The 20,072-nt window shown below is 73.3% G+C and carries 21 protein-coding genes; 11 read left to right on the top strand and 10 right to left on the bottom strand.

Translation table 11 applies throughout. The features are described from left to right. Positions 1 to 8: 8 nt before the first annotated feature. The 3 genes from AB5970_RS14720 to AB5970_RS14710 are packed head-to-tail and all read right to left on the bottom strand — an operon-like array spanning position 9 to position 1,982. Positions 9 to 641: an energy-coupling factor transporter transmembrane component T family protein gene (locus AB5970_RS14720; protein ID WP_370504690.1), complete on the bottom strand. Its 633-nt coding sequence runs from the start codon at positions 639 to 641 to the stop codon at positions 9 to 11. Next, positions 638 to 1,351 (bottom strand): energy-coupling factor ABC transporter ATP-binding protein, encoded by a 714-nt coding sequence (locus AB5970_RS14715; RefSeq protein ID WP_370504689.1) that lies wholly within the window; start codon positions 1,349 to 1,351, stop codon positions 638 to 640. The genes AB5970_RS14720 and AB5970_RS14715 overlap by 4 nt, the downstream gene beginning before the upstream one ends. 4 nt (positions 1,352 to 1,355) lie before the next feature. Next, on the bottom strand, positions 1,356 to 1,982 hold the full coding sequence (locus AB5970_RS14710; protein WP_370504688.1) for a biotin transporter BioY: 627 nt from the start codon (positions 1,980 to 1,982) through the stop codon (positions 1,356 to 1,358). A 171-nt stretch (positions 1,983 to 2,153) separates the two neighbouring features. Between AB5970_RS14710 and abc-f the strand changes: the two genes are divergently transcribed. Next, positions 2,154 to 3,752 (top strand): ribosomal protection-like ABC-F family protein, encoded by a 1,599-nt coding sequence (abc-f, locus tag AB5970_RS14705; RefSeq protein WP_370504687.1) that lies wholly within the window; start codon positions 2,154 to 2,156, stop codon positions 3,750 to 3,752. A 131-nt stretch (positions 3,753 to 3,883) separates the two neighbouring features. Here abc-f and AB5970_RS14700 read toward each other — a convergent pair whose 3' ends face one another. From AB5970_RS14700 to AB5970_RS14690, 3 genes are read right to left on the bottom strand one after another with little or no spacing between them, the layout of a single operon-like run. Continuing rightward, entirely contained in the window at positions 3,884 to 4,852 is a 969-nt protein-coding gene (locus AB5970_RS14700; RefSeq protein WP_370504686.1) for an SURF1 family cytochrome oxidase biogenesis protein, read from the bottom strand. Then, positions 4,849 to 5,091: a hypothetical protein gene (locus tag AB5970_RS14695; RefSeq protein WP_370504685.1), complete on the bottom strand. Its 243-nt coding sequence runs from the start codon at positions 5,089 to 5,091 to the stop codon at positions 4,849 to 4,851. Before AB5970_RS14695 ends, AB5970_RS14700 begins: the two co-directional genes overlap by 4 nt. Next, the gene (locus AB5970_RS14690) at positions 5,088 to 5,450 is read right to left on the bottom strand and encodes a DUF3099 domain-containing protein (RefSeq protein ID WP_370504684.1); all 363 of its coding nucleotides are present in this window, start codon (positions 5,448 to 5,450) and stop codon (positions 5,088 to 5,090) included. Before AB5970_RS14690 ends, AB5970_RS14695 begins: the two co-directional genes overlap by 4 nt. Positions 5,451 to 5,583: 133 nt before the next feature. Here AB5970_RS14690 and fabG point away from each other — a divergent pair, with 133 nt between their 5' ends. The 3 genes from fabG to AB5970_RS14675 are packed head-to-tail and all read left to right on the top strand — an operon-like array spanning position 5,584 to position 7,692. Next, complete coding sequence (gene fabG / locus AB5970_RS14685) at positions 5,584 to 6,324, top strand: 3-oxoacyl-ACP reductase FabG (RefSeq protein WP_370504683.1); 741 nt, start codon at positions 5,584 to 5,586, stop codon at positions 6,322 to 6,324. Between the two features lie 40 nt (positions 6,325 to 6,364). After that, complete coding sequence (gene fabI / locus AB5970_RS14680) at positions 6,365 to 7,135, top strand: enoyl-ACP reductase FabI (protein WP_370504682.1); 771 nt, start codon at positions 6,365 to 6,367, stop codon at positions 7,133 to 7,135. A gap of 38 nt (positions 7,136 to 7,173) precedes the next feature. Continuing rightward, positions 7,174 to 7,692, top strand: a complete 519-nt coding sequence (locus tag AB5970_RS14675) for a SixA phosphatase family protein (protein ID WP_370504681.1) — start codon at positions 7,174 to 7,176, stop codon at positions 7,690 to 7,692. A gap of 41 nt (positions 7,693 to 7,733) precedes the next feature. Here the strand turns inward: AB5970_RS14675 and AB5970_RS14670 are convergent, their stop codons facing one another. The 3 genes from AB5970_RS14670 to glgC are packed head-to-tail and all read right to left on the bottom strand — an operon-like array spanning position 7,734 to position 10,747. Next, positions 7,734 to 8,819 carry a DUF4037 domain-containing protein gene (locus tag AB5970_RS14670; protein ID WP_370504680.1) on the bottom strand — a complete coding sequence of 362 codons (1,086 nt, stop codon included), beginning with the start codon at positions 8,817 to 8,819 and terminating at the stop codon, positions 7,734 to 7,736. Then, positions 8,816 to 9,460 (bottom strand): phosphoserine phosphatase SerB, encoded by a 645-nt coding sequence (gene serB, locus AB5970_RS14665; protein ID WP_370504679.1) that lies wholly within the window; start codon positions 9,458 to 9,460, stop codon positions 8,816 to 8,818. The genes AB5970_RS14670 and serB overlap by 4 nt, the downstream gene beginning before the upstream one ends. Before the next feature lie 45 nt (positions 9,461 to 9,505). Further along, entirely contained in the window at positions 9,506 to 10,747 is a 1,242-nt protein-coding gene (gene glgC / locus AB5970_RS14660; RefSeq protein WP_370504678.1) for a glucose-1-phosphate adenylyltransferase, read from the bottom strand. A gap of 112 nt (positions 10,748 to 10,859) precedes the next feature. Between glgC and glgA the strand changes: the two genes are divergently transcribed. Further along, entirely contained in the window at positions 10,860 to 12,086 is a 1,227-nt protein-coding gene (gene glgA, locus AB5970_RS14655; RefSeq protein ID WP_370504677.1) for a glycogen synthase, read from the top strand. Between the two features lie 25 nt (positions 12,087 to 12,111). On the opposite strand, the gene AB5970_RS14650 is transcribed toward glgA, so the two are convergent. After that, positions 12,112 to 12,900, bottom strand: a complete 789-nt coding sequence (locus AB5970_RS14650; RefSeq protein WP_370504676.1) for a hypothetical protein — start codon at positions 12,898 to 12,900, stop codon at positions 12,112 to 12,114. 86 nt (positions 12,901 to 12,986) lie between these two features. On the opposite strand from AB5970_RS14650, the gene AB5970_RS14645 reads away from it, so the two are divergent. The 6 genes from AB5970_RS14645 (at position 12,987) to AB5970_RS14620 (ending at position 20,037) form a co-directional block, all read left to right on the top strand. Next, entirely contained in the window at positions 12,987 to 13,781 is a 795-nt protein-coding gene (locus AB5970_RS14645; protein ID WP_370504675.1) for an ABC transporter ATP-binding protein, read from the top strand. 95 nt (positions 13,782 to 13,876) lie between these two features. Then, positions 13,877 to 14,311: an NfeD family protein gene (locus tag AB5970_RS14640; protein ID WP_370504674.1), complete on the top strand. Its 435-nt coding sequence runs from the start codon at positions 13,877 to 13,879 to the stop codon at positions 14,309 to 14,311. A gap of 54 nt (positions 14,312 to 14,365) precedes the next feature. Next, positions 14,366 to 15,538: an SPFH domain-containing protein gene (locus tag AB5970_RS14635; RefSeq protein WP_370504673.1), complete on the top strand. Its 1,173-nt coding sequence runs from the start codon at positions 14,366 to 14,368 to the stop codon at positions 15,536 to 15,538. Between the two features lie 109 nt (positions 15,539 to 15,647). Continuing rightward, positions 15,648 to 16,322, top strand: a complete 675-nt coding sequence (locus AB5970_RS14630) for a TetR/AcrR family transcriptional regulator (protein ID WP_370504672.1) — start codon at positions 15,648 to 15,650, stop codon at positions 16,320 to 16,322. Then, on the top strand, positions 16,322 to 18,058 hold the full coding sequence (locus AB5970_RS14625; RefSeq protein ID WP_370504671.1) for an ABC transporter ATP-binding protein: 1,737 nt from the start codon (positions 16,322 to 16,324) through the stop codon (positions 18,056 to 18,058). The genes AB5970_RS14630 and AB5970_RS14625 overlap by 1 nt, the downstream gene beginning before the upstream one ends. Next, entirely contained in the window at positions 18,055 to 20,037 is a 1,983-nt protein-coding gene (locus AB5970_RS14620; protein WP_370504670.1) for an ABC transporter ATP-binding protein, read from the top strand. The genes AB5970_RS14625 and AB5970_RS14620 overlap by 4 nt, the downstream gene beginning before the upstream one ends. Positions 20,038 to 20,072 lie beyond the last annotated feature (35 nt).

Here is a 20,072-nt window from a genome sequence, read left to right as displayed (position 1 = left end):
GCGCGCGCTCAGTCGTCGCCCAGCCCCCGGGCGGCGAGCGCGTCGCCGGTGGTGCGTGCGTGGGCGACCATGCGCACGGCCGCGGGCACGAGGATCGCGCGCGGCTCGCGGTCGAGGCCGCGAGCCCGCGCCGCGTCCCGGGTCTCCAGGGACATGCGGGCGAGCACGGGGACGGTGCGCAGGAAGAGACCGACGGCGAGCGCGACCATCTCGGGGTGCAGCCCGACGTGCCGAAGCGGCCGGGCCAGCCGCGCGAGCACGTCGAGGAGGGTGTCGGCGCGGGTGGTGGCCGTGACGACCGCGCCCAGGAGCACGAGCGCGACGAGGTCGGCGGCGACCTCCACGGCCGTCGCCCAGCCCCGGGCCCACCACTGGTAGGCACCGACCAGCGCCGCCGTGACCAGGGCGGGCAGCAGGCCGCGGGTGGTCCGGTGCCACGGGAGGCGGGCGACCAGCTGGGCGAGCAGGGCGATGCCGAGGAAGGCGACGGACGACGCCGGCCCGCGGACGACGACGACGGCGACCGCGAACACCGCGAGGAGCGCCAGCTTGAGCCCGGCCGGCGCCCGGTGGATGACGCTGGTGCCGGGGTGGTAGAGGCCGAGCGGGCCGGCCCACGGCGGGCGGATGGGGCCGCTCACGCGCGCACCTGCATGAGCGCCCGGTAGTGCGCGACGGCCGCGGACGGCTCGCCGTCGAACACCACGGTGCCGTCCTCGACCACGAGCACCCGGTCCGCCTGCAGCGCCGCGTCGAGGTCGTGCGTCACCAGGACCACCTGCTGGTCCAGGCCCGCCAGGAGCGCGTCGACCACGCCGCGCCAGCGCAGGTCGAGCAGCGTGGTCGGCTCGTCGGCCACCAGGACCGCCGGCTCGGTGGCCAGCACCGACGCGAGGGCGAGCAGCTGGCGCTGACCGCCCGAGAGGGCGTGCACGGGGAGCTCGGCCCGGTCGGCGAGCCCGAAGCGCGCGAGCGCGGCGCGCGCGGCGACGTCCCGCTCGGCGGCCGTCATCGGCGACCGGCGCAGCGAGAGCGCGACGTCCTCGACCGGCGTCGGCATGACCAGCTGCGCGTCGGGGTCGGTGAACACGAACCCGACCCGGCGGCGCACGGCGGCGCCGTCCGTCGCGGTGTCGAGGCCGTCCACCCGGACGGTCCCGGACGACGGCAGCACCAGCCCGTTGAGCAGGCGCGCGAGCGTCGACTTGCCGGAGCCGTTGGCGCCGACGATCGCGATCCGGCGCTCGGCGAGCTCCAGCGTCACCGGTCCGAGCAGGCGGACGACGCGGTCGGCGCCGCCCGCCGGGTCGGGGCTGTAGGCGGTGACGAGGACGTCGTCGAGGACGATCACGAGGTCAGCGGCGCGTGCGCAGCATGTCGGGGAACGCCTTGAACACCGCGAGGGCGACCGCGGCCGCGGCGAGGTTCTTGAGCACGTCGCCGGGCCAGTAGACGAGGTCGATGGCGAACGCCTCGCGGAAGCTGAGGCCGAGGCGGGCCATCAGCCCGACGATGCCGGCGGGGTGGATGGTCAGGAAGCTGGCGGCCAGGCCGGCCAGCGCGAGGACCGGGTACCGCCAGCCGCTGGTGACGCGGAGCGCCAGGCCGCCGAAGACCCCGGCGAGGGCCGCGGCGAACGGGAACGCGAGGAGGTAGCCGACGGACGGCTTGCTCAGGACGACCAGGCCGCCGGTGCCCTCGGCGAAGATGGGCAGCCCCGCCAGCCCGAGCGCGAGGTAGAGCAGCACCGCGAGGGCGCCGCGGCGCCACCCGAGCACCAGGCCGGCCAGGATCACGCCGAAGGTCTGCAGGGTGATCGGCACACCCGACGGCGTCGGGATGCCGGGCAGGATGGCGCACACGGCGATGAACGCGGCGAACGTGGCGACCAGGGCGACGTCGGTGGCCACCGACGTGCGGGCGACGGGGGCGGGCAGGAGCACGGAGGATGCTGCGGCGGTCTCGTCCTGCGGAGCGGACATGGGCTACCCCTCGATCGTCGTGGCGGGTGCGGGCGTCGCCGCCGGTCCAGGGGCGCACGTGCGCCGTGCGGTCGGACCCTGCGGCCGGTCGCCACGCTAGCCGGTCGTAGACTTGCTGGCGTTTGTGCCCGCGGCCAACGCCAGCGCGGCGAACTCGGAGGAAACCGTCAAGTGATCACTGCCCAGGCTGTCGAGCTGCGCATCGGCGCACGAACGCTGCTCGAGGAGTCGTCGTTCCGCATCGCGGCCGGCGACCGGATCGGTCTGGTCGGTCGCAACGGCGCCGGCAAGACCACGCTCACCAAGACCTTGGCGGGGGAGACGCAGCCCACCGGCGGCCAGATCGTCCGCGGCGGCGACGTGGGCTACCTCCCGCAGGACCCCCGCACCGGCGACCTCGCGCAGCTCGCGATGGACCGGGTGCTCTCCGCCCGCGGCCTCGACGAGGTCGTCCGCGCGATGCGCGCCACCGAGGTCGCGATGGCCAGCGAGGACGACGCGGTCCGCGAGAAGGCGATGGACCGGTACTCCCGGCTCGACGCGCGCTTCAACGCCGCCGGCGGGTACGCCGCCGAGAGCGAGGCCCACCGGATCGCGTCGAACCTCGGCCTGGACGAGCGGGTGCTCGGCCAGACGATCGGGACGCTCTCGGGTGGTCAGCGGCGCCGCGTCGAGCTGGCCCGCATCCTGTTCTCGGGCGTCGAGACGCTCCTGCTCGACGAGCCCACCAACCACCTCGACGCCGACTCGATCCTGTGGCTGCGCGACTACCTGAAGTCGTACTCGGGCGGGCTGATCGTGATCTCCCACGACGCCGACCTGCTGCGCGCCGTGGTCAACAAGGTCTTCCACCTCGACGCCAACCGCTCGCAGCTCGACCAGTACGCGCTCGGCTGGGACGCCTACCTGCAGCAGCGCGAGACGGACGAGAAGCGCCGCCGCCGCGAGCGGGCCAACGCCGAGAAGAAGGCGTCCGCGCTCATGGCGCAGGCCGACAAGATGCGCGCCAAGGCCACCAAGACGGTCGCCGCGCAGAACATGGCGCGCCGCGCCGAGCGCCTGCTGTCCGGGCTCGAGGAGGTCCGGGCCTCGGACAAGGTCGCGCGCCTGCGGTTCCCGGAGCCCGCAGCGTGCGGGAAGACCCCGCTCACCGCTGCGGGCCTGTCCAAGACCTACGGGTCGCAGGAGGTCTTCACCGACGTCGACCTGGCGATCGACCGGGGGAGCAAGGTCGTCGTGCTGGGCCTCAACGGCGCCGGCAAGACCACGCTGCTGCGCATCCTCGGGGGCATCGAGAAGTCGGACACCGGCGAGGTCCGCCCGGGCCACGGGCTCAAGCTCGGCTACTACGCGCAGGAGCACGAGACGCTCGACATGGACCGGACGGTCGTCGAGAACCTCAAGTCCTCCGCGCCGGACCTCACCGAGACCCAGGTCCGCTCCGTGCTCGGCTCGTTCCTCTTCTCGGGCGACGACGCCGACAAGCCGGCCCGGGTGCTGTCCGGCGGCGAGAAGACCCGCCTGGCGCTCGCGTCGCTCGTCGTGTCCAGCGCGAACGTGCTGCTGCTCGACGAGCCGACGAACAACCTCGACCCGGCGTCGCGCGAGGAGATCCTGGCGGCCCTGCGGGGCTACTCCGGGGCGGTCGTCCTGGTGTCGCACGACGAGGGCGCGGTCGCCGCGCTGGACCCCGAGCGGGTGCTCCTGCTGCCCGACGGCGACGAGGACCTGTGGAACCCGTCGTACCTCGACCTCATCGCGCTGGCCTGACGCGCCGGGTCGACGAGCCCTCGGCCCGTCGGTGCAGGGATGGATGCGCCCCCGGTGGTGCCGAGGACCGCGGTCCGCGCATTCTTCGCTGCAGCGACGCTGAGGCGGGCGGCCGGCGACGCGCGGGACGGTCAGCGCTCGTCGCGTCCGGCCGCGTCGGCGAGCTGGGAGTCGATGAGCGCGTCCTCGGCGTCCTCGTCCCGGCCGCCGCGGCGGCGGGGCGCGTCCGGCGCGGCCGGTGCCCGGCGGGGGCGCGGGGTGTCACGCGTGGGCCACAGCTCGACGCCGGACGGGGAGACCTGGACCGGGGCGGGGGCCACGGGCTCGGTGGTGCGCAGGGCGCGCTCGTCCTGCAGCTCGCGGCGGGCGCCCAGGCTGAACGCGACCAGGCCGCCCAGCGCGAACGTCCACCACTGGAACGCGTACGACAGGTGCGACCCGGGGTCGGTGCTCGGCGGCGGGAGCGCGCCGGGCACGGGGGAGACCGCCGGGTCCTCCGCGGTCATCGCGACGTAGGCGTCGTAGGTGTCGCCCGGCGTCCCGCCGGCGGCGAGCACCTGCGGGGCGGAGATCGCCTGGACCTGTCCCGGCGGCGCGGTCCGGCTCGACGCGGGCTCGTCCTGCCGCAGCCGGGCCGTGAGGGTCACGGTCCCCTCGGGCGGCGCGGGCGCGGCCACGTCGGCGCTCGCGTCCTCGCCGGGGTCCACCCAGCCGCGGTCCACCACGAGCACGGTGCCGGCCTGCGTCGGCGCGGGCGCGGTGCCCGCGGACGCGTCGTCGACGACGAACGGGACGAGCACGTGGTAGGCGGGCGCGCCGTCGACGGGACGGTTGCGCAGCAGGACCGTGCCGTCGGGCTCGTAGTGGCCCGCGACGGTGACGCGGCGCCACACGTCGGCGTCGGTGAGCGCCGTGCCGGTGGTGGGCAGGACCGACTGCAGGGGAACGGGGTCGGCGGACCAGTTCGTCTCGACGACGGCGATCGCGGAGTCGCGCCACACGTGCCGGTTCCACTGCCACCGACCGAGGAAGGTGCAGGCGACGGCGACCACGACCCCGAGCAGGACCAGGCCGACGGCGCGGCGGGCCGCGGGGCTCATGACCGAGGCGCGGACTCGAGCTCCGCGGCGGGGACGGTGTCCCGCAGGAACCCGCGGGTGTCCAGGAACTGGCCGAGGTGGTCGCGGTGGTCGTCGCACGCGAGCCACACCTTGCGGCGGTCGGGGGTGTGCAGCTTGGGGTTGTTCCAGAGCAGGCCCCACGTGGCGGTCGCCCGGCAGCCGCGGCTGCTGCAGATGAGCTCGTCGACGGCGTCGGGGACGGGACCGAGCAGGCTCACGCGCCGCCCTCCGGGTGGTCGTCGGACGGGCCGAGCCCGCGGGGCGCACCGCTGCCCGGGCCGATCTCGCGCGGGGTCATGAACGTGCCGTCGCTGTCGCGGCGCTCGCGGCCGGCGTTGGCGAACAGCACGGCCGAGTACGGCAGCACGACGGCGGCGACGATGAGCAGGAGCGAGGCCCACATGGGGATGCGGCCCCAGGTCAGCACGGCGGCGGCGAAGCAGACGACACGGATGCCCATCTGCACGAGGTACCGCTTCTGCCGCCGGGCCAGGTCGTCGGAGAGCGGTTCGGGCGCGGACGTGATGCTGTGGACCTCACCCGGGGGGACAGCCGGGTGACGGCGGTTGCTGCTCACCACCTGATCGTAGTCCGGCTCGGCTGTGGCGACGCTGAGGAGCGGTGTTGTGCAGGTCCCACAACGCGGCGCGACGAACATGGGCGCGGACCCTGCCGTGACGTGCGGCGGGCGTCGGATAGCGTCGTGTCCCGTGCCAGAGACATCCGACAACACCAGCACCCCGCCCGCCCCGCGCAGCGTCCTCGTCACCGGGGCCAACCGCGGCATCGGCCGGGCGATCGCCGAGCGGTTCGTGGCGAACGGCGACAAGGTCGCGACGATCTACCGCGCGGGCGACCTGCCCGCCGGCGTCCTCGGCGTCGTGGGGGACGTGCGCGACACCGCCAGCGTCGACGCGGCGTTCGCCGAGATCGAGGCGGCCCACGGCCCGGTCGAGGTGCTCGTCGCCAACGCCGGCGTGACGCGCGACCAGCTCCTCATGCGGATGACGGACGAGGAGTTCTCCGAGGTCCTCGACGTCAACCTCACCGGCGCCTTCCGGTGCGCCCGCCGCGCGAGCAAGGGCATGATCCGGCTGCGGCGCGGGCGCATCATCTTCATCTCGTCGGTGGTGGGCCTGTACGGCTCGGCCGGCCAGGTGAACTACGCGGCCTCGAAGTCGGCGCTCGTCGGCATGGCCCGCTCGATCACCCGCGAGCTGGGCGGCCGCGCGATCACCGCGAACGTGGTCGCGCCCGGGTTCATCGACACCGACATGACGCGCGCGCTGCCCGAGGACAAGCAGAAGGCGTACCGCGAGTCCATCCCGCTGGGCCGGTTCGCCGAGCCCGACGAGGTGGCCGGCGTCGTCGAGTTCGTGGCCTCGCCGGCCGCGGGCTACATCTCCGGCGCGGTCATCCCCGTCGACGGCGGCCTCGGCATGGGCCACTGATCCCTCCCTCCTGACGCACGGCAACGAGAACGGAACGCACATGGGTCTGCTCGACGGCAAGAAGCTCCTGGTCACCGGCGTCCTCACGGACGGCTCGATCGCCTTCCACGTGGCGCGCCTGGCGCAGCAGGAGGGCGCGGAGGTGCTGCTCACCTCGTTCGGCCGCCAGTTCCGCCTGACGCAGGCGATCGCCCGCCGCCTCCCGAAGCCCGCGGAGGTCCTGCAGCTCGACGTCACCGACGCGGACGACCTCGCGGCCCTCGCCGACCGCGTGCGCGAGGCGGGCTTCGACTCGCTCGACGGCGTCGTGCACTCGATCGGCTTCGCGCCGCAGTCGGTCATGGGCGGCAACTTCCTGGCCGGCGAGTGGGCCGACGTCGCCACCGCGCTCGAGGTCAGCGCGTACTCGCTCAAGTCGCTCGCGGTCGCCTCGCAGCCGCTGCTCAGCTCGGGCGGCGCGATCGTCGGCCTCACCTTCGACGCCCGCTACGCCTGGCCGGTCTACGACTGGATGGGCGTGGCCAAGGCCGCGTTCGAGTCGACCGCGCGCTACCTGGCCCGCGACCTCGGCCCGCACGGCATCCGGGTGAACCTCGTCTCGGCCGGCCCGATCCGGACCACGGCCGCCAAGTCGATCCCCGGCTTCGAGGCCATGGAGGGCGGCTGGCCCGAGCGCGCGCCGCTCGGCTGGGACGCGTTCGACCCCGAGCCCACGGCCCGCGCGGTCGCCGCGCTGCTCTCCGACTGGTTCCCCGCGACCACCGGCGAGATCGTGCACGTCGACGGCGGGTACCACGCGATGGGTCTGTGACCGAGGCGCGACGCGTCCCCAGGTGGGACGCTGGCCTCGTGACGCCCGATCCCGGCACCCGGCGACTGCTGCTGCTGCGCCATGCCAAGGCCGAGCACCCCGACCTGATCGCGGACGTCCAGCGGCCGCTCTCGCTGGTCGGCCGGCGGCAGTCCGCCCGGGTCGGAGCGAGGCTCGCGGCGGACGGCCTGGTGCCGGACCTCGTGCTCTGCTCGACCAGCGTGCGCACCCGGCAGACCTGGGAGCTCGCCCGGAGCACGCTCGGGGCGGACCCGACAGTGCGGTACCTCGAGGACCTGTACTACGCGGGGTCGCACGCGCTCGCCGAGCTGGTCCGGGCGGTGCCGGCGGACGTGCGCACGCTGCTCGTGGTGGGTCACGAGCCGACCATGTCGCAGGCGGCCGTCCTGCTCTCCGGGCCGGAGTCGGACCCCACCACGCTCGCCCGCGTCCGGGTCGGTGTGCCCACCGCGGGCTGGTCGCTGCTGGAGGTCGCCGACTGGGCCGGCCTGACGGACGCGTCGGCCACCCTGCGGCGGCTGGCGATCCCGGAGTAGGCGCGATCCCGGAGTAGGCGCGATCCCGGAGTCTGCGCCGGTCAGTAGAGCCCGCGCAGCGCGGCCGTGCGACCGGAGTCCGTGGCGAGGTCGGTGCTCGCGGTGACCAGGTCGATGCCGCCGACGAGCGGGCGGGCGGCCAGCGCCCGGACCTCGGGGTCGGTGAGGGCCGCCACGAGCAGCCCGGCCACCGCGGCCCCGCCGACCACGTCGAACGGTCGGCCGTGGAACGGCGTCGTCCGCTCCGCCACCGGCGGCGTGAGACCGAGGCGGTTGTGCCGCCGGACCAGCTCCACCAGGACGTCGCCCAGCCGCTCCTGCCGCGCGGCCCAGGCGTCCGCGGACAACGTGGCGGCCATCGCGGCGCGCAGCGGCCCGGTCGACCCGAGCCGCTCCAGCGCCGTACCGAGCCACTTGTCGTACGGCGCGTACCGGCCCTCCTGCAGGAACGCCAGCTGCGCCGCGGTCCGGCACACGCGGGCCGTGATCAGCCGTGAGCCGAGGTCGTCCCCGGCCAGCCCGGCGCGCGGGGCGAGGTGCTCGTCCTGCCCGATCGCCGACCAGGCGGCGGCCTGCTGGTAGAGCCCGACGTCGTGCGGGTACGCGCGCAGCGTGCTCCGGACGCGCTCGAGGCCGAGGTCGTCGTGGAAGACCGCGCCGGCGGTCACCGCGAGCAGCCGCTGCTGCGGCACGACCAGCCAGTCGGCCACGGTCATCGTCCGACGCGGGTCCACCGGCCCGAGCAGCCGCTGGAGCAGCGCGTCGAGCGTGAGGATCTCGATCCGGTGGTCGACGGGACCGTCGTCCTCGCCGTCGCCGGGACCGCGCGTCCCGTCGGCCGCGGCCGCCGCCGCGCGCGTGGTCCACCCGGCCACCCGGGCGGGCGCGGTCGTGCGCAGCTGCTCGTGCAGGTCGGCGGCGTGCGCGGCGTGGTCCGACGCCGACAGCAGCAGCTGGAACCGCGGCCCCCAGTCGTGGTCGGTCGACGTCGCGTCGTCGAGCCCGAGCACGTCCGAGCCGGGCCCGACCAGCGCCGCGGTGTGGGCCAGCCCGCGGGCGACCAGGAGAGGGCGGACGGCGTCGTAGAGCGCGCGCGCCAGCTCGAGGCCGGGCACGAAGGCGGTCACCGGGCGAAGACGGGCAGGTCGAGCACGGCGTCGAGCCGGTCGCGCACGACGGCGTCCGCGGCCGCGCACACCAGCGGCTTGGCGTTGTACGCGATGCCGAACCCCGCGGCGGCGAGCATGTCGAGGTCGTTGGCGCCGTCGCCGATCGCGATCGTGCGGTCCATCGGGATGCCGACCGTCGTCGCGTAGTCGCGCAGCGTGGCCGCCTTGGCGGCGCGGTCCACCACCGCGCCGGTCACGCGGCCGGTGAGGCGCCCGTCCACCACCTCGAGCGCGTTCGCCCTGGTCAGGGTGATGCCGAGGGTCGCCGCGAGGGGACCGACGATCTCGATGAACCCGCCGGAGACCAGCCCGACCGGCCAGCCGCGGGCGTCGAGCTCGGCCACGAGCTCGCGCGCGCCGGGGGAGAGCTCCACCTCGGCGAGCACGTCGGCGAGCACCGACTCGGGCAGGCCGGCGAGCGTCGCCACGCGCTCGTGCAGGGACTCGGCGAAGTCGATCTCGCCGCGCATGGCGCGCTCGGTGATCTCGGTGACCAGCACCTCGGAGCCCGCGCGCGCCGCGAGCATCTCCACGACCTCGCCGGTGATGAAGGTCGAGTCGACGTCCATCACGACGAGGCGCGGCTGCTGAGGGGTCACGGAACCGCACGATAGTGGCGGACGACCCGGCTCCGTGCGGGCGGCTCAGTCCGTGACGATCGAGCCCTTCGGGATGACGGTGATGCCCGACTCCGTGACGGTGAAGCCGCGCGCGCGGTCGTGGTCGTGGTCCAGGCCGATGCGCGCGCGCTCCGGGATGACGACGTTCTTGTCGATGATCGCCCGGTGCACCTGGGCGTACCGGCCGATATGGACGTCGTCGAAGAGCACCGAGTCCGTGACCTGCGCCCACGAGTGCAGCCGGACGCCCGGGGACAGCACCGACCCGGACACCGTCGCACCCGAGACCAGGACGCCGGGCGAGACCACGGAGTCCACGGCGTGCCCGAGCCGGCCGGCGCCCGCGTGGATGAACTTGGCCGGCGCGAGGCTGGTGTACCCGCTGTAGAGCGGCCACTCGTCGTTGTAGAGGTTGAACACCGGCTCGATCGAGATCAGGTCGATGTTGGCCTCGTAGAACGCGTCGATCGTCCCCACGTCGCGCCAGTAGTCGCGGTCGCGCGGCGTGGAGCCGGGCACGTCGTTGCGCAGGAAGTCGTAGACGCCCGCGGTGCCCCGCTCGACGAAGTACGGGGCGATGTCGCCGCCCATGTCGTGCCGGGAGCTCACGCTCTCGGCGTCGGCGGTGACCGCGGCGACGAGCGCGTCCGCGTTGGCGACGTAGTTGCCCATCGACGCCAGGATCTCGCCGGGGGAGTCGGCCAGGCCCACCGGGTCGGTCGGCTTCTCGAGGAACGCCTTGATGCGCGTGGGGTCCGTGGGGTCGACCTCGATGACGCCGAACTGGTCGGCCTCCTCGATCGGCTGGCGGATCGCCGCGACGGTGAACTCGGCGCCCGAGGAGATGTGGGCGTCGACCATCTGGGAGAAGTCCATGCGGTACACGTGGTCGGCGCCGACCACGACGACGATGTCGGGCCGCTCGTCCTCGATGATGTTGAGGCACTGGTAGATGGCGTCGGCGCTGCCCAGGTACCAGTGCTTGCCGACGCGCTGCTGCGCGGGGACGGCGGCGACGTAGTTGCCGAGCAGGGGCGACATCCGCCACGTCTTCGACACGTGCCGGTCGAGGCTGTGCGACTTGTACTGGGTCAGCACGATGACGTGCAGGTACCGGGAGTTGATGACGTTCGACAGGGCGAAGTCGATGAGCCGGTACAGCCCCCCGAAGGGCACCGCCGGCTTGGCGCGGTCTGCGGTGAGGGGCATCAGACGTTTGCCCTCCCCACCTGCGAGGACGATAGCGAGGACGCGCGGCGCTGCCATGGAGACGACCCTAGGCCCCCAGCGCGGTCCCAGCGAGGCGTGACGTCGCTCACGCGCTAGCGTGTCGGCGGGAGAACCGGTCGTCCGTGCCGGTGGCGAGGGGATGGTTCGCGTGCGTGTCGACCTGCTGACCCGGGAGTATCCGCCGTTCATCTACGGCGGCGCGGGAGTTCACGTCGCGGGACTGTCCCGCGTGCTCGAGCGCACGATCGACGTGCGGGTGCACTGCTTCGACGGCCCGCGCGACGCCCCGGGGGTCACCGGCTACTCCGTGCCGACCGAGCTCGCGTCGGCCAACGCCGCGCTGCAGACCTTCGGCATCGACCTCGAGATGGCCGACGCGGTGGGCTTCGTCGGCCCCGACGGCGTCGCGTCCGACCTGGTGCACTCCCACACCTGGTACGCCAACCTGGGCGGGCACCTCGCCGGCCTGCTGCACGGGCTGCCGCACGTGGTCAGCGCGCACAGCCTGGAGCCCCTGCGCCCGTGGAAGGCCGAGCAGCTGGGTGGCGGCTACGCCCTGTCCGGCTGGGCTGAGAAGACCGCGTACGAGGGTGCCGCCGCGGTCATCGCGGTGAGCGGCGGCATGCGGGAGGACATCCTGCGCGCCTACCCGAAGGTCGACCCGGCGCTGGTGAAGGTCGTGCACAACGGGATCGACCTCGACCAGTGGCAGCGGCCCACCGACGACGAGGCCGTCGCCCGGGCCGACGCCACCGTGCGAGCCCTCGGCATCGACCCGTCGCGGCCGTCCGTGGTGTTCGTCGGGCGGATCACCCGGCAGAAGGGCCTGCCGTACTTCCTGCGCGCGGCCGAGCAGCTGCCGCCGGACGTCCAGGTGGTGCTGTGCGCCGGCGCGCCGGACACGCCGGCGATCATGGCGGAGGTCACGGGTCTGGTCGAGCAGCTGCGCACCAAGCGCTCGGGCGTGGTGTGGATCGAGCAGATGCTGCCGCGCGACGAGCTCATCGCGGTCCTCATGCACGGCACCGTGTTCGCGTGCCCGTCGATCTACGAGCCGCTCGGGATCGTCAACCTCGAGGCCATGGCGGTCGGCCTGCCTGTCGTGGGGACCGCCACGGGCGGCATCCCGGAGGTGATCGACGACGGCGTCACGGGGCGGCTGGTGCCCATCGACCAGCTGCAGGACGGGACGGGGACGCCGGTGGACCCGGACCGCTTCGTCGCCGACCTGGCCGCGGCGTTCACGGACGTGCTGGGCGACACCGCCCGGACCGCCGAGTGGGGGGTCGCGTCCCGCAAGCGGGTGGAGGACCACTTCACGTGGGAGGCCATCGCCGAGCGCACGCTCGAGGTGTACAGGGGGGCGTTGGCCTGACGAGCCCAGCCGCGTCGGCCTGACGTCAGCCGGTCAGCTGTGACGACGCGGCCGCCATCGCGCGGCGGGCCATCCGGTCGACCTCGCGCAGGGCGGTGGACCGCTGGTCGGCCTGCCACAGGCTCACCGCGGCGCCGTCGTCCTGCCCCGCCAGCGCAACGATCGCGCGCAGCCGCGCGGCGCTGGCCAGCACCCGGAGCCGGCGGCCGTCCAGCCCGTCGGGCAGGCGCCACGCCGGCAGCTCGAGGTCCCGCAGCGCGGCGACGGTCTGCGCGGCGTCGGGACGCCACCGGGCCACCTCCAGCCGCGTGAGCGCCTCCGTCGCCTCGATGAGCCCCTGCCGCAGCTCACGCTCGGCCTCCTGCAGCGACCCGGTCCGCGCGTGCACGGCGTGCCGCCAGTCCGGGACGTCCGAGACCTCCCAGGTCACCAGGTGACCGGGCTCGAGAGCGGACCCGAAGCGCTCGACCACGGGGACCGCGACGAAGCACGCGTCGGGCGTGCGGACCAGGACCGCCTCGCCCGCCTCGGTCGCGGCCGAGCTCACCACCGCGGGGGTGGCTCCGGGATCGCCCGGCACGGGCAGCACGATCGCGACGTCCCGGGGCGTCCCGCCGCACGCGTCCAGCAGCGCGCCCAGCGGCTCCTCGTCCACGTCGTCGCGGACCGGGTCGTCCGCGGCCGGCCGGCGCTGCACGGTGTGGGGCTCGTCGTCGGACTGCAGCGCGTCCACGAGCACGGCGCGGTCGGGCGTGTCGGCGGCCAGCCACAGGGCGAGCAGCACGGATCGGGGGAGCTCCAGGACCAGGTCCACCGGACAACCGTAGACGTGACCGACCGCACCGGCACGCGGCTCGTCGCAGGCCCCCGACGTGCGGCTCGACGGTTAGGGTCATGCCCATGACCGACGTGCTCGACCTGCAGGCCGTGACGATCCGCCGGGGAACGACGACGATCCTCGACGAGGTGACGTGGACGGTCCGCGAGGGCGAGCGGTGGGTGGTGCTCGGCCGCAACGGTGCGGGCAAGACCACGCTGCTCCAGGTGGCCGCGGGGCGGATGCACCCGACCGGCGGGACGGCCGACCTGCTGGGTTCCCGGCTGGGCCGCGTCGACGTGTTCGAGCTGCGTCCCCGGATCGGCCTGTCGAGCGCGTCGCTGGCGGACCGGATCCCGGGGGGCGAACGGGTGCGGGACGTCGTCCTCACGGCCGCGTACGGCGTCACGGGCCGGTGGCGCGAGGAGTACGAGTCGCTGGACGAGTCGCGGGCCACGGACCTGCTGGCCGCGTTCGGGGTCGCGCACCTGTCCGACCGGACGTTCGGCACCCTGAGCGAGGGCGAGCGCAAGCGGGTCCAGATCGCCCGGTCCCTCATGACCGACCCCGAGCTGCTGCTGCTCGACGAGCCCGCCGCGGGCCTGGACCTCGGGGGCCGTGAGGAGCTCGTGGCGGCGCTGGCCGAGCTGGCCGGCGACCGCCGTTCGCCGGTGCTCGTGCTGGTCACGCACCACGTCGAGGAGATCCCGCCGGGGTTCACGCACCTCCTGCTGCTGCGGCAGGGGAGGGCCTTCGCGGCCGGCCCGATCCACGAGGTGCTCACCGCCGAGACGCTGTCGGGGGCGTTCGACCTGCCCCTCGTCGTCGAGCAGGCGGGCGGCCGGTGGGCCGCCCGGGCGGCTTCCTCTCAGGGCTGAGTTTTCCACCACAGATTCGCAAAGAGAGCGCCTAGTATCGGTTGGACAGCGGGTCCCGACGTCGGAGCCTGCCGCACCGAAGGAGTGGACCCCCGATGGGTTGGCTGTGGTGGATCGGCGCAGCGCTTGCCCTGGGCATCCTCGAGATGCTCTCGCTCGACCTCGTGCTCGCGATGTTCGCCGGCGGGGCGATCGCCGGGGCCGTCGCCTACTTGCTCGGTGCCCCGGTCGGGGTGCAGTGCATCGTCGCCGCGGTCACCTCGGTGATCCTCCTGGCGACGCTGCGGCCGTGGCTGCTGCGGCACCTCAAGGCCCGCATGCCCCTCGTCGAGACCAACGCCGCCGCCCTGGTCGGGCGTGACGCGGTGGTCGTGTCGACGGTCACCGTCGAGGGCGGCCGCGTGAAGCTCAACGGCGAGGTGTGGAGCGCGCGGGCCGACGCGGCGCAGGCGATCCCGCCCGGCACCGAGGTGCGGGTGTCGCGGATCGACGGGGCGACCGCGGTCGTCGTCCCGGTCGTCGGCCCCTGAGCACGTCGCACGGGCAGCTCGCCCCTGCGTGATCGATCTCTCACAGGAGGATCCATGGAACTGGGCTCTGGGCAGATCGCCCTGTACATCGTGCTGGGCCTGGTGCTGCTGTTCGTCGTCATCGCGCTGGTGCGGGCGGTCAAGATCGTCCCGCAGGCCGTCGCGATCATCGTCGAGCGGCTCGGGCGCTACTCCCGCACGCTGGACGCCGGCCTGCACCTGCTCATCCCGTTCGTCGACCGCCCGCGCGCCAGCGTCGACCTGCGCGAGCAGGTGGTGTCGTTCCCGCCGCAGCCCGTGATCACCTCCGACAACCTCGTGGTGAGCATCGACACCGTCATCTACTTCCAGGTCACGGAGCCCAAGTCGGCGGTCTACGAGATCGCCAACTACATCCAGGGCATCGAGCAGCTCACCGTCACGACCCTCCGTAACGTCGTCGGGTCGATGGACCTCGAGCAGACGCTGACCAGCCGCGACCAGATCAACGGGCAGCTGCGCGGCGTGCTGGACGAGGCGACCGGGCGCTGGGGCGTGCGCGTGAACCGCGTCGAGCTCAAGTCGATCGACCCGCCGGACAGCATCAAGGGCTCGATGGAGCAGCAGATGCGCGCCGAGCGCGACCGTCGCGCGGCGATCCTCACGGCCGAGGGGTTCAAGCAGTCGCAGATCCTCACGGCCGAGGGCGAGAAGCAGGCCGCGATCCTGCGGGCCGAGGGTGGCGCCCAGGCGGCGATCCTCACGGCCGAGGGCGAGGCGCGGGCCATCCTGCAGGTGTTCGACGCCGTGCACCGTGGCGACGCCGACCCGAAGCTGCTGGCCTACCAGTACCTGCAGGTCCTGCCGAAGATCGCGGCGACCCCGTCCAACAAGATGTGGTTCCTGCCGTCCGAGCTGACCAGCGCGCTCGGCGTGTTCGCCAAGGGGTTCGGGGGGCCGTTCAGCCCCGACGACGGCGGTCGGCCCGCGGGGACCTCGCCGCTGGGCGACGACCTGCCGCCGACGACGCTCACCGACCCGGCCGAGGCGCTCGCCGAGGCGCGGCGCGAGTCGGCCGCCGCGACCGCGGACGCGACCAGCTCGGGCACGCTGAGCGGCCTGCCGTTCGACCCGTCGGTCGAGCTGGGCCAGCGTCCCGGTGGGGGAGCGGTCCCCCCGCGCGCGCCGCAGCCGCCGGCCCCGCAGCCGCCGCAGGACGAGCCGCCGCAGGACGCGCCGGCGCAGTGACCGGACGAGGCCCGGACCGGTGGCGGCCCGGGCCTCGCTCGTCCGGGCGATCTGTTCGCTCAGAGTGAACATGCTTCGGAGTGAGTGCTCACTCAGTTAGATTGCCCGCATGGATCTCTCCACCGGTGCACGCGCGGGCCGGGCGGCACCCCTTCCGCCCGACGAGCGGCGCGCCGCCATCCTCCTCGCCGTCCGGCCCGTGCTGCTCGCGCGGGGCGCGGCGGTCACCACCCGCGAGCTGGCCGAGGCCGCCGGGGTGGCCGAGGGCACGCTGTTCCGGGTGTTCACCGACAAGGTCACGCTGATCCGGGAGGCCGTGCTCGCCGCGATCGACCCCGCGGACGCGGTCCCGGAGATCGCCCTGATCGACCGGTCGCTGCCGCTGCGCGACAAGCTGGTCGTGCTCATGACCCAGGCGCAGGCCCACGTCGGCGACTCGATGCGCTGGATGGGCCTGCTGCACGAGGTCGGGCGGCTGGAGCCCGCCGGGCCGACCCCCGAGAACCGCGAGGCCGCCATCCGGCAGTGGGGTCGTCGCCAGCAGGCGGGCACCGCCGCCGTCACCGCGGCCGTCGCCGAGCTCTTGGCGCCCGACGCCGACCTGCTGCGCCTGCCCCTCGGCGACGTGATCGAGCTCTTTAACACGGTGCTCCTCGGCGCGACCATGCGTACCGTCGAGGCCGCCCGCCGCGGTCTCGACACCGGCCCCCCGGACCCCGACCAGCTCGTGGACCTGCTGCTCCACGGCGTCCTCGCCCCCACCCCGACCGACAGGAGCTCGTGATGCTGGTCAAGCTGCTCAAGGAGCACCTCAAGCCGTACCAGGGTGCGGTGATCGCGGTCGTCGTGCTCCAGCTGATCCAGACGATGGCGACGCTCTACCTGCCCAGCCTGAACGCCCGGATCATCGACGACGGCGTGGTCACGGGCGACACCGCCGAGATCATGCGCCTCGGCGGCGTGATGCTCGCGGTCAGCTTCGTCCAGATCGTCGCGGCGATCATCGCCGTCTACTACGGCTCGCGGACGGCGATGGCGTTCGGCCGCGACGTGCGCAAGCGGCTGTTCGGCCAGGTGCAGACGTTCTCGGCGCAGGAGGTGGCCAAGTTCGGGGCACCGACGCTGATCACCCGCACGACGAACGACGTCCAGCAGGTGCAGATGGTCACGATGATGACCTTCACCATGATGATCATGGCGCCGATCATGCTGGTCGGCGGCGTGATCATGGCCATGCAGGAGGACGTCGCGCTCTCCGGGATCCTGCTCGTCTCGGTGCCGGTCCTCGGCCTGATCATCGGCCTGATCATCTCGCGGATGGTGCCGTACTTCCGGTCGATGCAGAAGCGGATCGACGGGATCAACCGGGTGCTGCGCGAGCAGATCGCCGGCGTCCGCGTGGTCCGGGCGTTCGTCCGCGAGCGCCGCGAGTCCCAGCGGTTCGACGCCGCGAACACCGACCTCTACGACACGTCCCTGCGCGTCGGCAAGCTCATGGCGCTCATGTTCCCGTCGGTGATGGTCGTGCTCAACGCGACGAGCGTGGCGGTGCTCTGGTTCGGTGCGTACCGCGTCGACGCGGGCGAGATGCAGATCGGCCAGCTGACGGCGTTCCTGTCGTACATCGCCTACATCCTCATCGCGGTCATGATGTCCACGATGATGTTCGTGATGGTCCCGCGGGCCGTCGTCTCGTCTGAGCGGATCGGCGAGGTGCTCACCACCGACACGTCCGTCGTCCCGTCGAGCACCCCCGTCGCGCTGCCGGGCCGCCGGCCCGGCCTGCTCGAGCTGCGCGGCGTCGAGTTCCGCTACCCGGGCGCCGAGCGCTCGGTGCTGCACGGCATCGACCTGGTGGCCGAGCCGGGCAGGACGACGGCGATCATCGGCTCCACGGGTTCCGGCAAGACGACCCTCGTCAACCTCATCCCGCGGCTGTTCGACGTGACCGGCGGGTCGGTGCGGCTCGACGGCGTCGACGTGCGGGACCTCGACCCGGACCAGCTGTGGACGCAGATCGGGCTCGTCCCCCAGAAGCCGTACCTGTTCGCCGGCACCGTCCGGTCGAACCTGGAGTACGGCAAGCCGGGGGCGTCGGACGACGAGCTGTGGCACGCGCTCGACGTGGCGCAGGCCCGGTCGTTCGTCGAGGCGCTGCCCGAGGGGCTGGACGCCCCGATCTCGCAGGGCGGCACCAACGTGTCGGGTGGCCAGAGACAACGGCTCGCCATCGCCCGGGCGCTCGTCCGCAAGCCCTCGGTCTTCCTCTTCGACGACTCGTTCTCCGCGCTCGACTACGCCACGGACGCCGCGTTGCGCTCGGCCCTCGTCCCCGAGACGCAGGACGCGACCGTGCTGGTCGTCGCGCAGCGCGTGGCCACCATCCGGCACGCCGACTCCATCGTGGTGATGGAGGACGGCCTCGTGGTCGGCGTCGGCACGCACAGCGAGCTGCTGGAGTCGTCGGAGACGTACCGGGAGATCGTGTACTCGCAGGTCAGCGTGGAGGAGGCGGCATGAGCACCGACGAGCGTCCGGCACCCGCCCAGCGGATGCCCCCGCAGCGCCGCGGCCCCGGCGGCGGCGGACCCATGATGAACATGGGCATGCCCGGCGAGAAGTCGATGAACTTCCGCGGCTCGGCCCGGCGCTTCCTCGGGGAGATGCGCGGCGAGCGCTGGCCCATGGTCGCGATCGTCGCGATGGGCACCGCGTCGGTCGTCCTGGCGGTCATCGGTCCGAAGCTCCTGGGCAACGCGACCAACGTGATCTTCGCCGGGGTGATCGGCAAGCAGCTGCCGGCCGGCACCACGAACGCCCAGGCGGTCGAGTTCCTGCGGTCCCGCGGCCAGACGTCGCAGGCCAACATCGTCGAGTCGTCGGGCGCGATCCCCGGCGTCGGCATCGACTTCACCCACCTGCGGAACATCCTGCTCGTGGTGCTGGCCATCTACCTCGGGTCGTTCCTGTTCGGGTGGCTGCAGGGCCGCATGACGGCCGTCGTCGTGCAGCGCGTGGTCTACCAGATGCGCCAGCGCGTCGAGGCGAAGCTGTCCCGGCTGCCGCTGAAGTACCACGACGGACAGCCGCGCGGGGAGCTGCTCAGCCGCGTGACCAACGACATCGACAACGTCGCCCAGACGCTCCAGCAGACGCTCTCGCAGCTGATCACGTCGGTGCTGACGGTGGTCGGCGTGCTGGCCATGATGTTCTTCATCTCGCCGCTGCTCGCCGTCATCGCCCTGATCACGGTCCCGCTGTCGATCTGGATCGCGGGGATGATCGCCAAGCGGTCGCGTCCGCAGTTCATGCAGCAGTGGGCGGTGACCGGGCAGCTCAACGCCCACATCGAGGAGATGTACACCGGGCACTCGCTGGTCACCGTGTTCGGCCGGCAGCGGGAGGCCGCCGAGGTGTTCGCGGAGCGCAACGAGCGGCTGTACGAGTCGAGCTTCAAGGCGCAGTTCATCTCCGGGATCATCCAGCCGGCGCTCGGCTTCGTCTCCAACCTCAACTACGTGATCGTCGCGGTCGTGGGTGGCCTGCAGGTGGCGTCGGGAGCCCTCACGCTGGGCAGCGTCCAGGCGTTCATCCAGTACAGCCGGCAGTTCACGCAGCCGATCACCACGATCGCGTCCATGGCGAACCTGCTGCAGTCGGGCGTGGCGTCCGTCGAGCGGGTGTTCGAGCTTCTCGACGCCGACGAGCAGGAGCCCGACCCGGTCGACGCGGTGCGACCGGACGAGCCCATCCAGGGCCGGGTCGCCTTCGAGAACGTCGCGTTCAGCTACTCGCCGGACAAGCCGCTCATCCGGGACCTGTCCCTCGTGGCCGAGCCGGGCCAGACGATCGCGATCGTCGGCCCGACCGGCGCGGGCAAGACGACGCTGGTCAACCTCCTGATGCGGTTCTACGAGGTCGACGGCGGCCGGATCACCCTCGACGGCGTCGACGTGCGGGACATGACCCGCGACGCGCTGCGCTCGCAGATGGGCATGGTCCTCCAGGACACCTGGCTCTTCGGCGGCACGCTCGCCGAGAACATCGCGTACGGCGTGGAGCACGCGACGCAGGACGAGATCGTCGAGGCCGCCGTGGCGACCCACGTCGACCGCTTCGTGCGCACGCTGCCCGACGGGTACGAGACGACGGTCGACGACGAGGGCTCGAACGTGTCGGCGGGGGAGAAGCAGCTGCTCACCATCGCCCGCGCGTTCCTGGCCGACCCGGCGATCCTCATCCTCGACGAGGCGACGTCGTCCGTGGACACCCGGACCGAGGTGCTGGTGCAGCAGGCGATGAACGCGCTGCGCCACGGGCGGACCTCGTTCGTCATCGCGCACCGGCTGTCCACCATCCGCGACGCCGACACGATCCTGGTGATGGAGGACGGCGCGATCGTGGAGCAGGGCTCGCACGACGACCTGCTCGCGGCCGACGGCGCGTACGCCCGGCTGTACGCGAGCCAGTTCGCCGCCGCGGTGGCGCCTGTCGACTGACGCACCGGCACCCCGACGGGCGTAATGTCCGCAAT

The organism is Cellulomonas sp. ICMP 17802, from assembly GCF_041295535.1.
Lineage (GTDB): Bacteria > Actinomycetota > Actinomycetes > Actinomycetales > Cellulomonadaceae > Cellulomonas.
The sequence above is the reverse complement of the archived record's forward strand: the minus strand, read 5'-3'. Positions and strand labels throughout refer to the sequence as shown.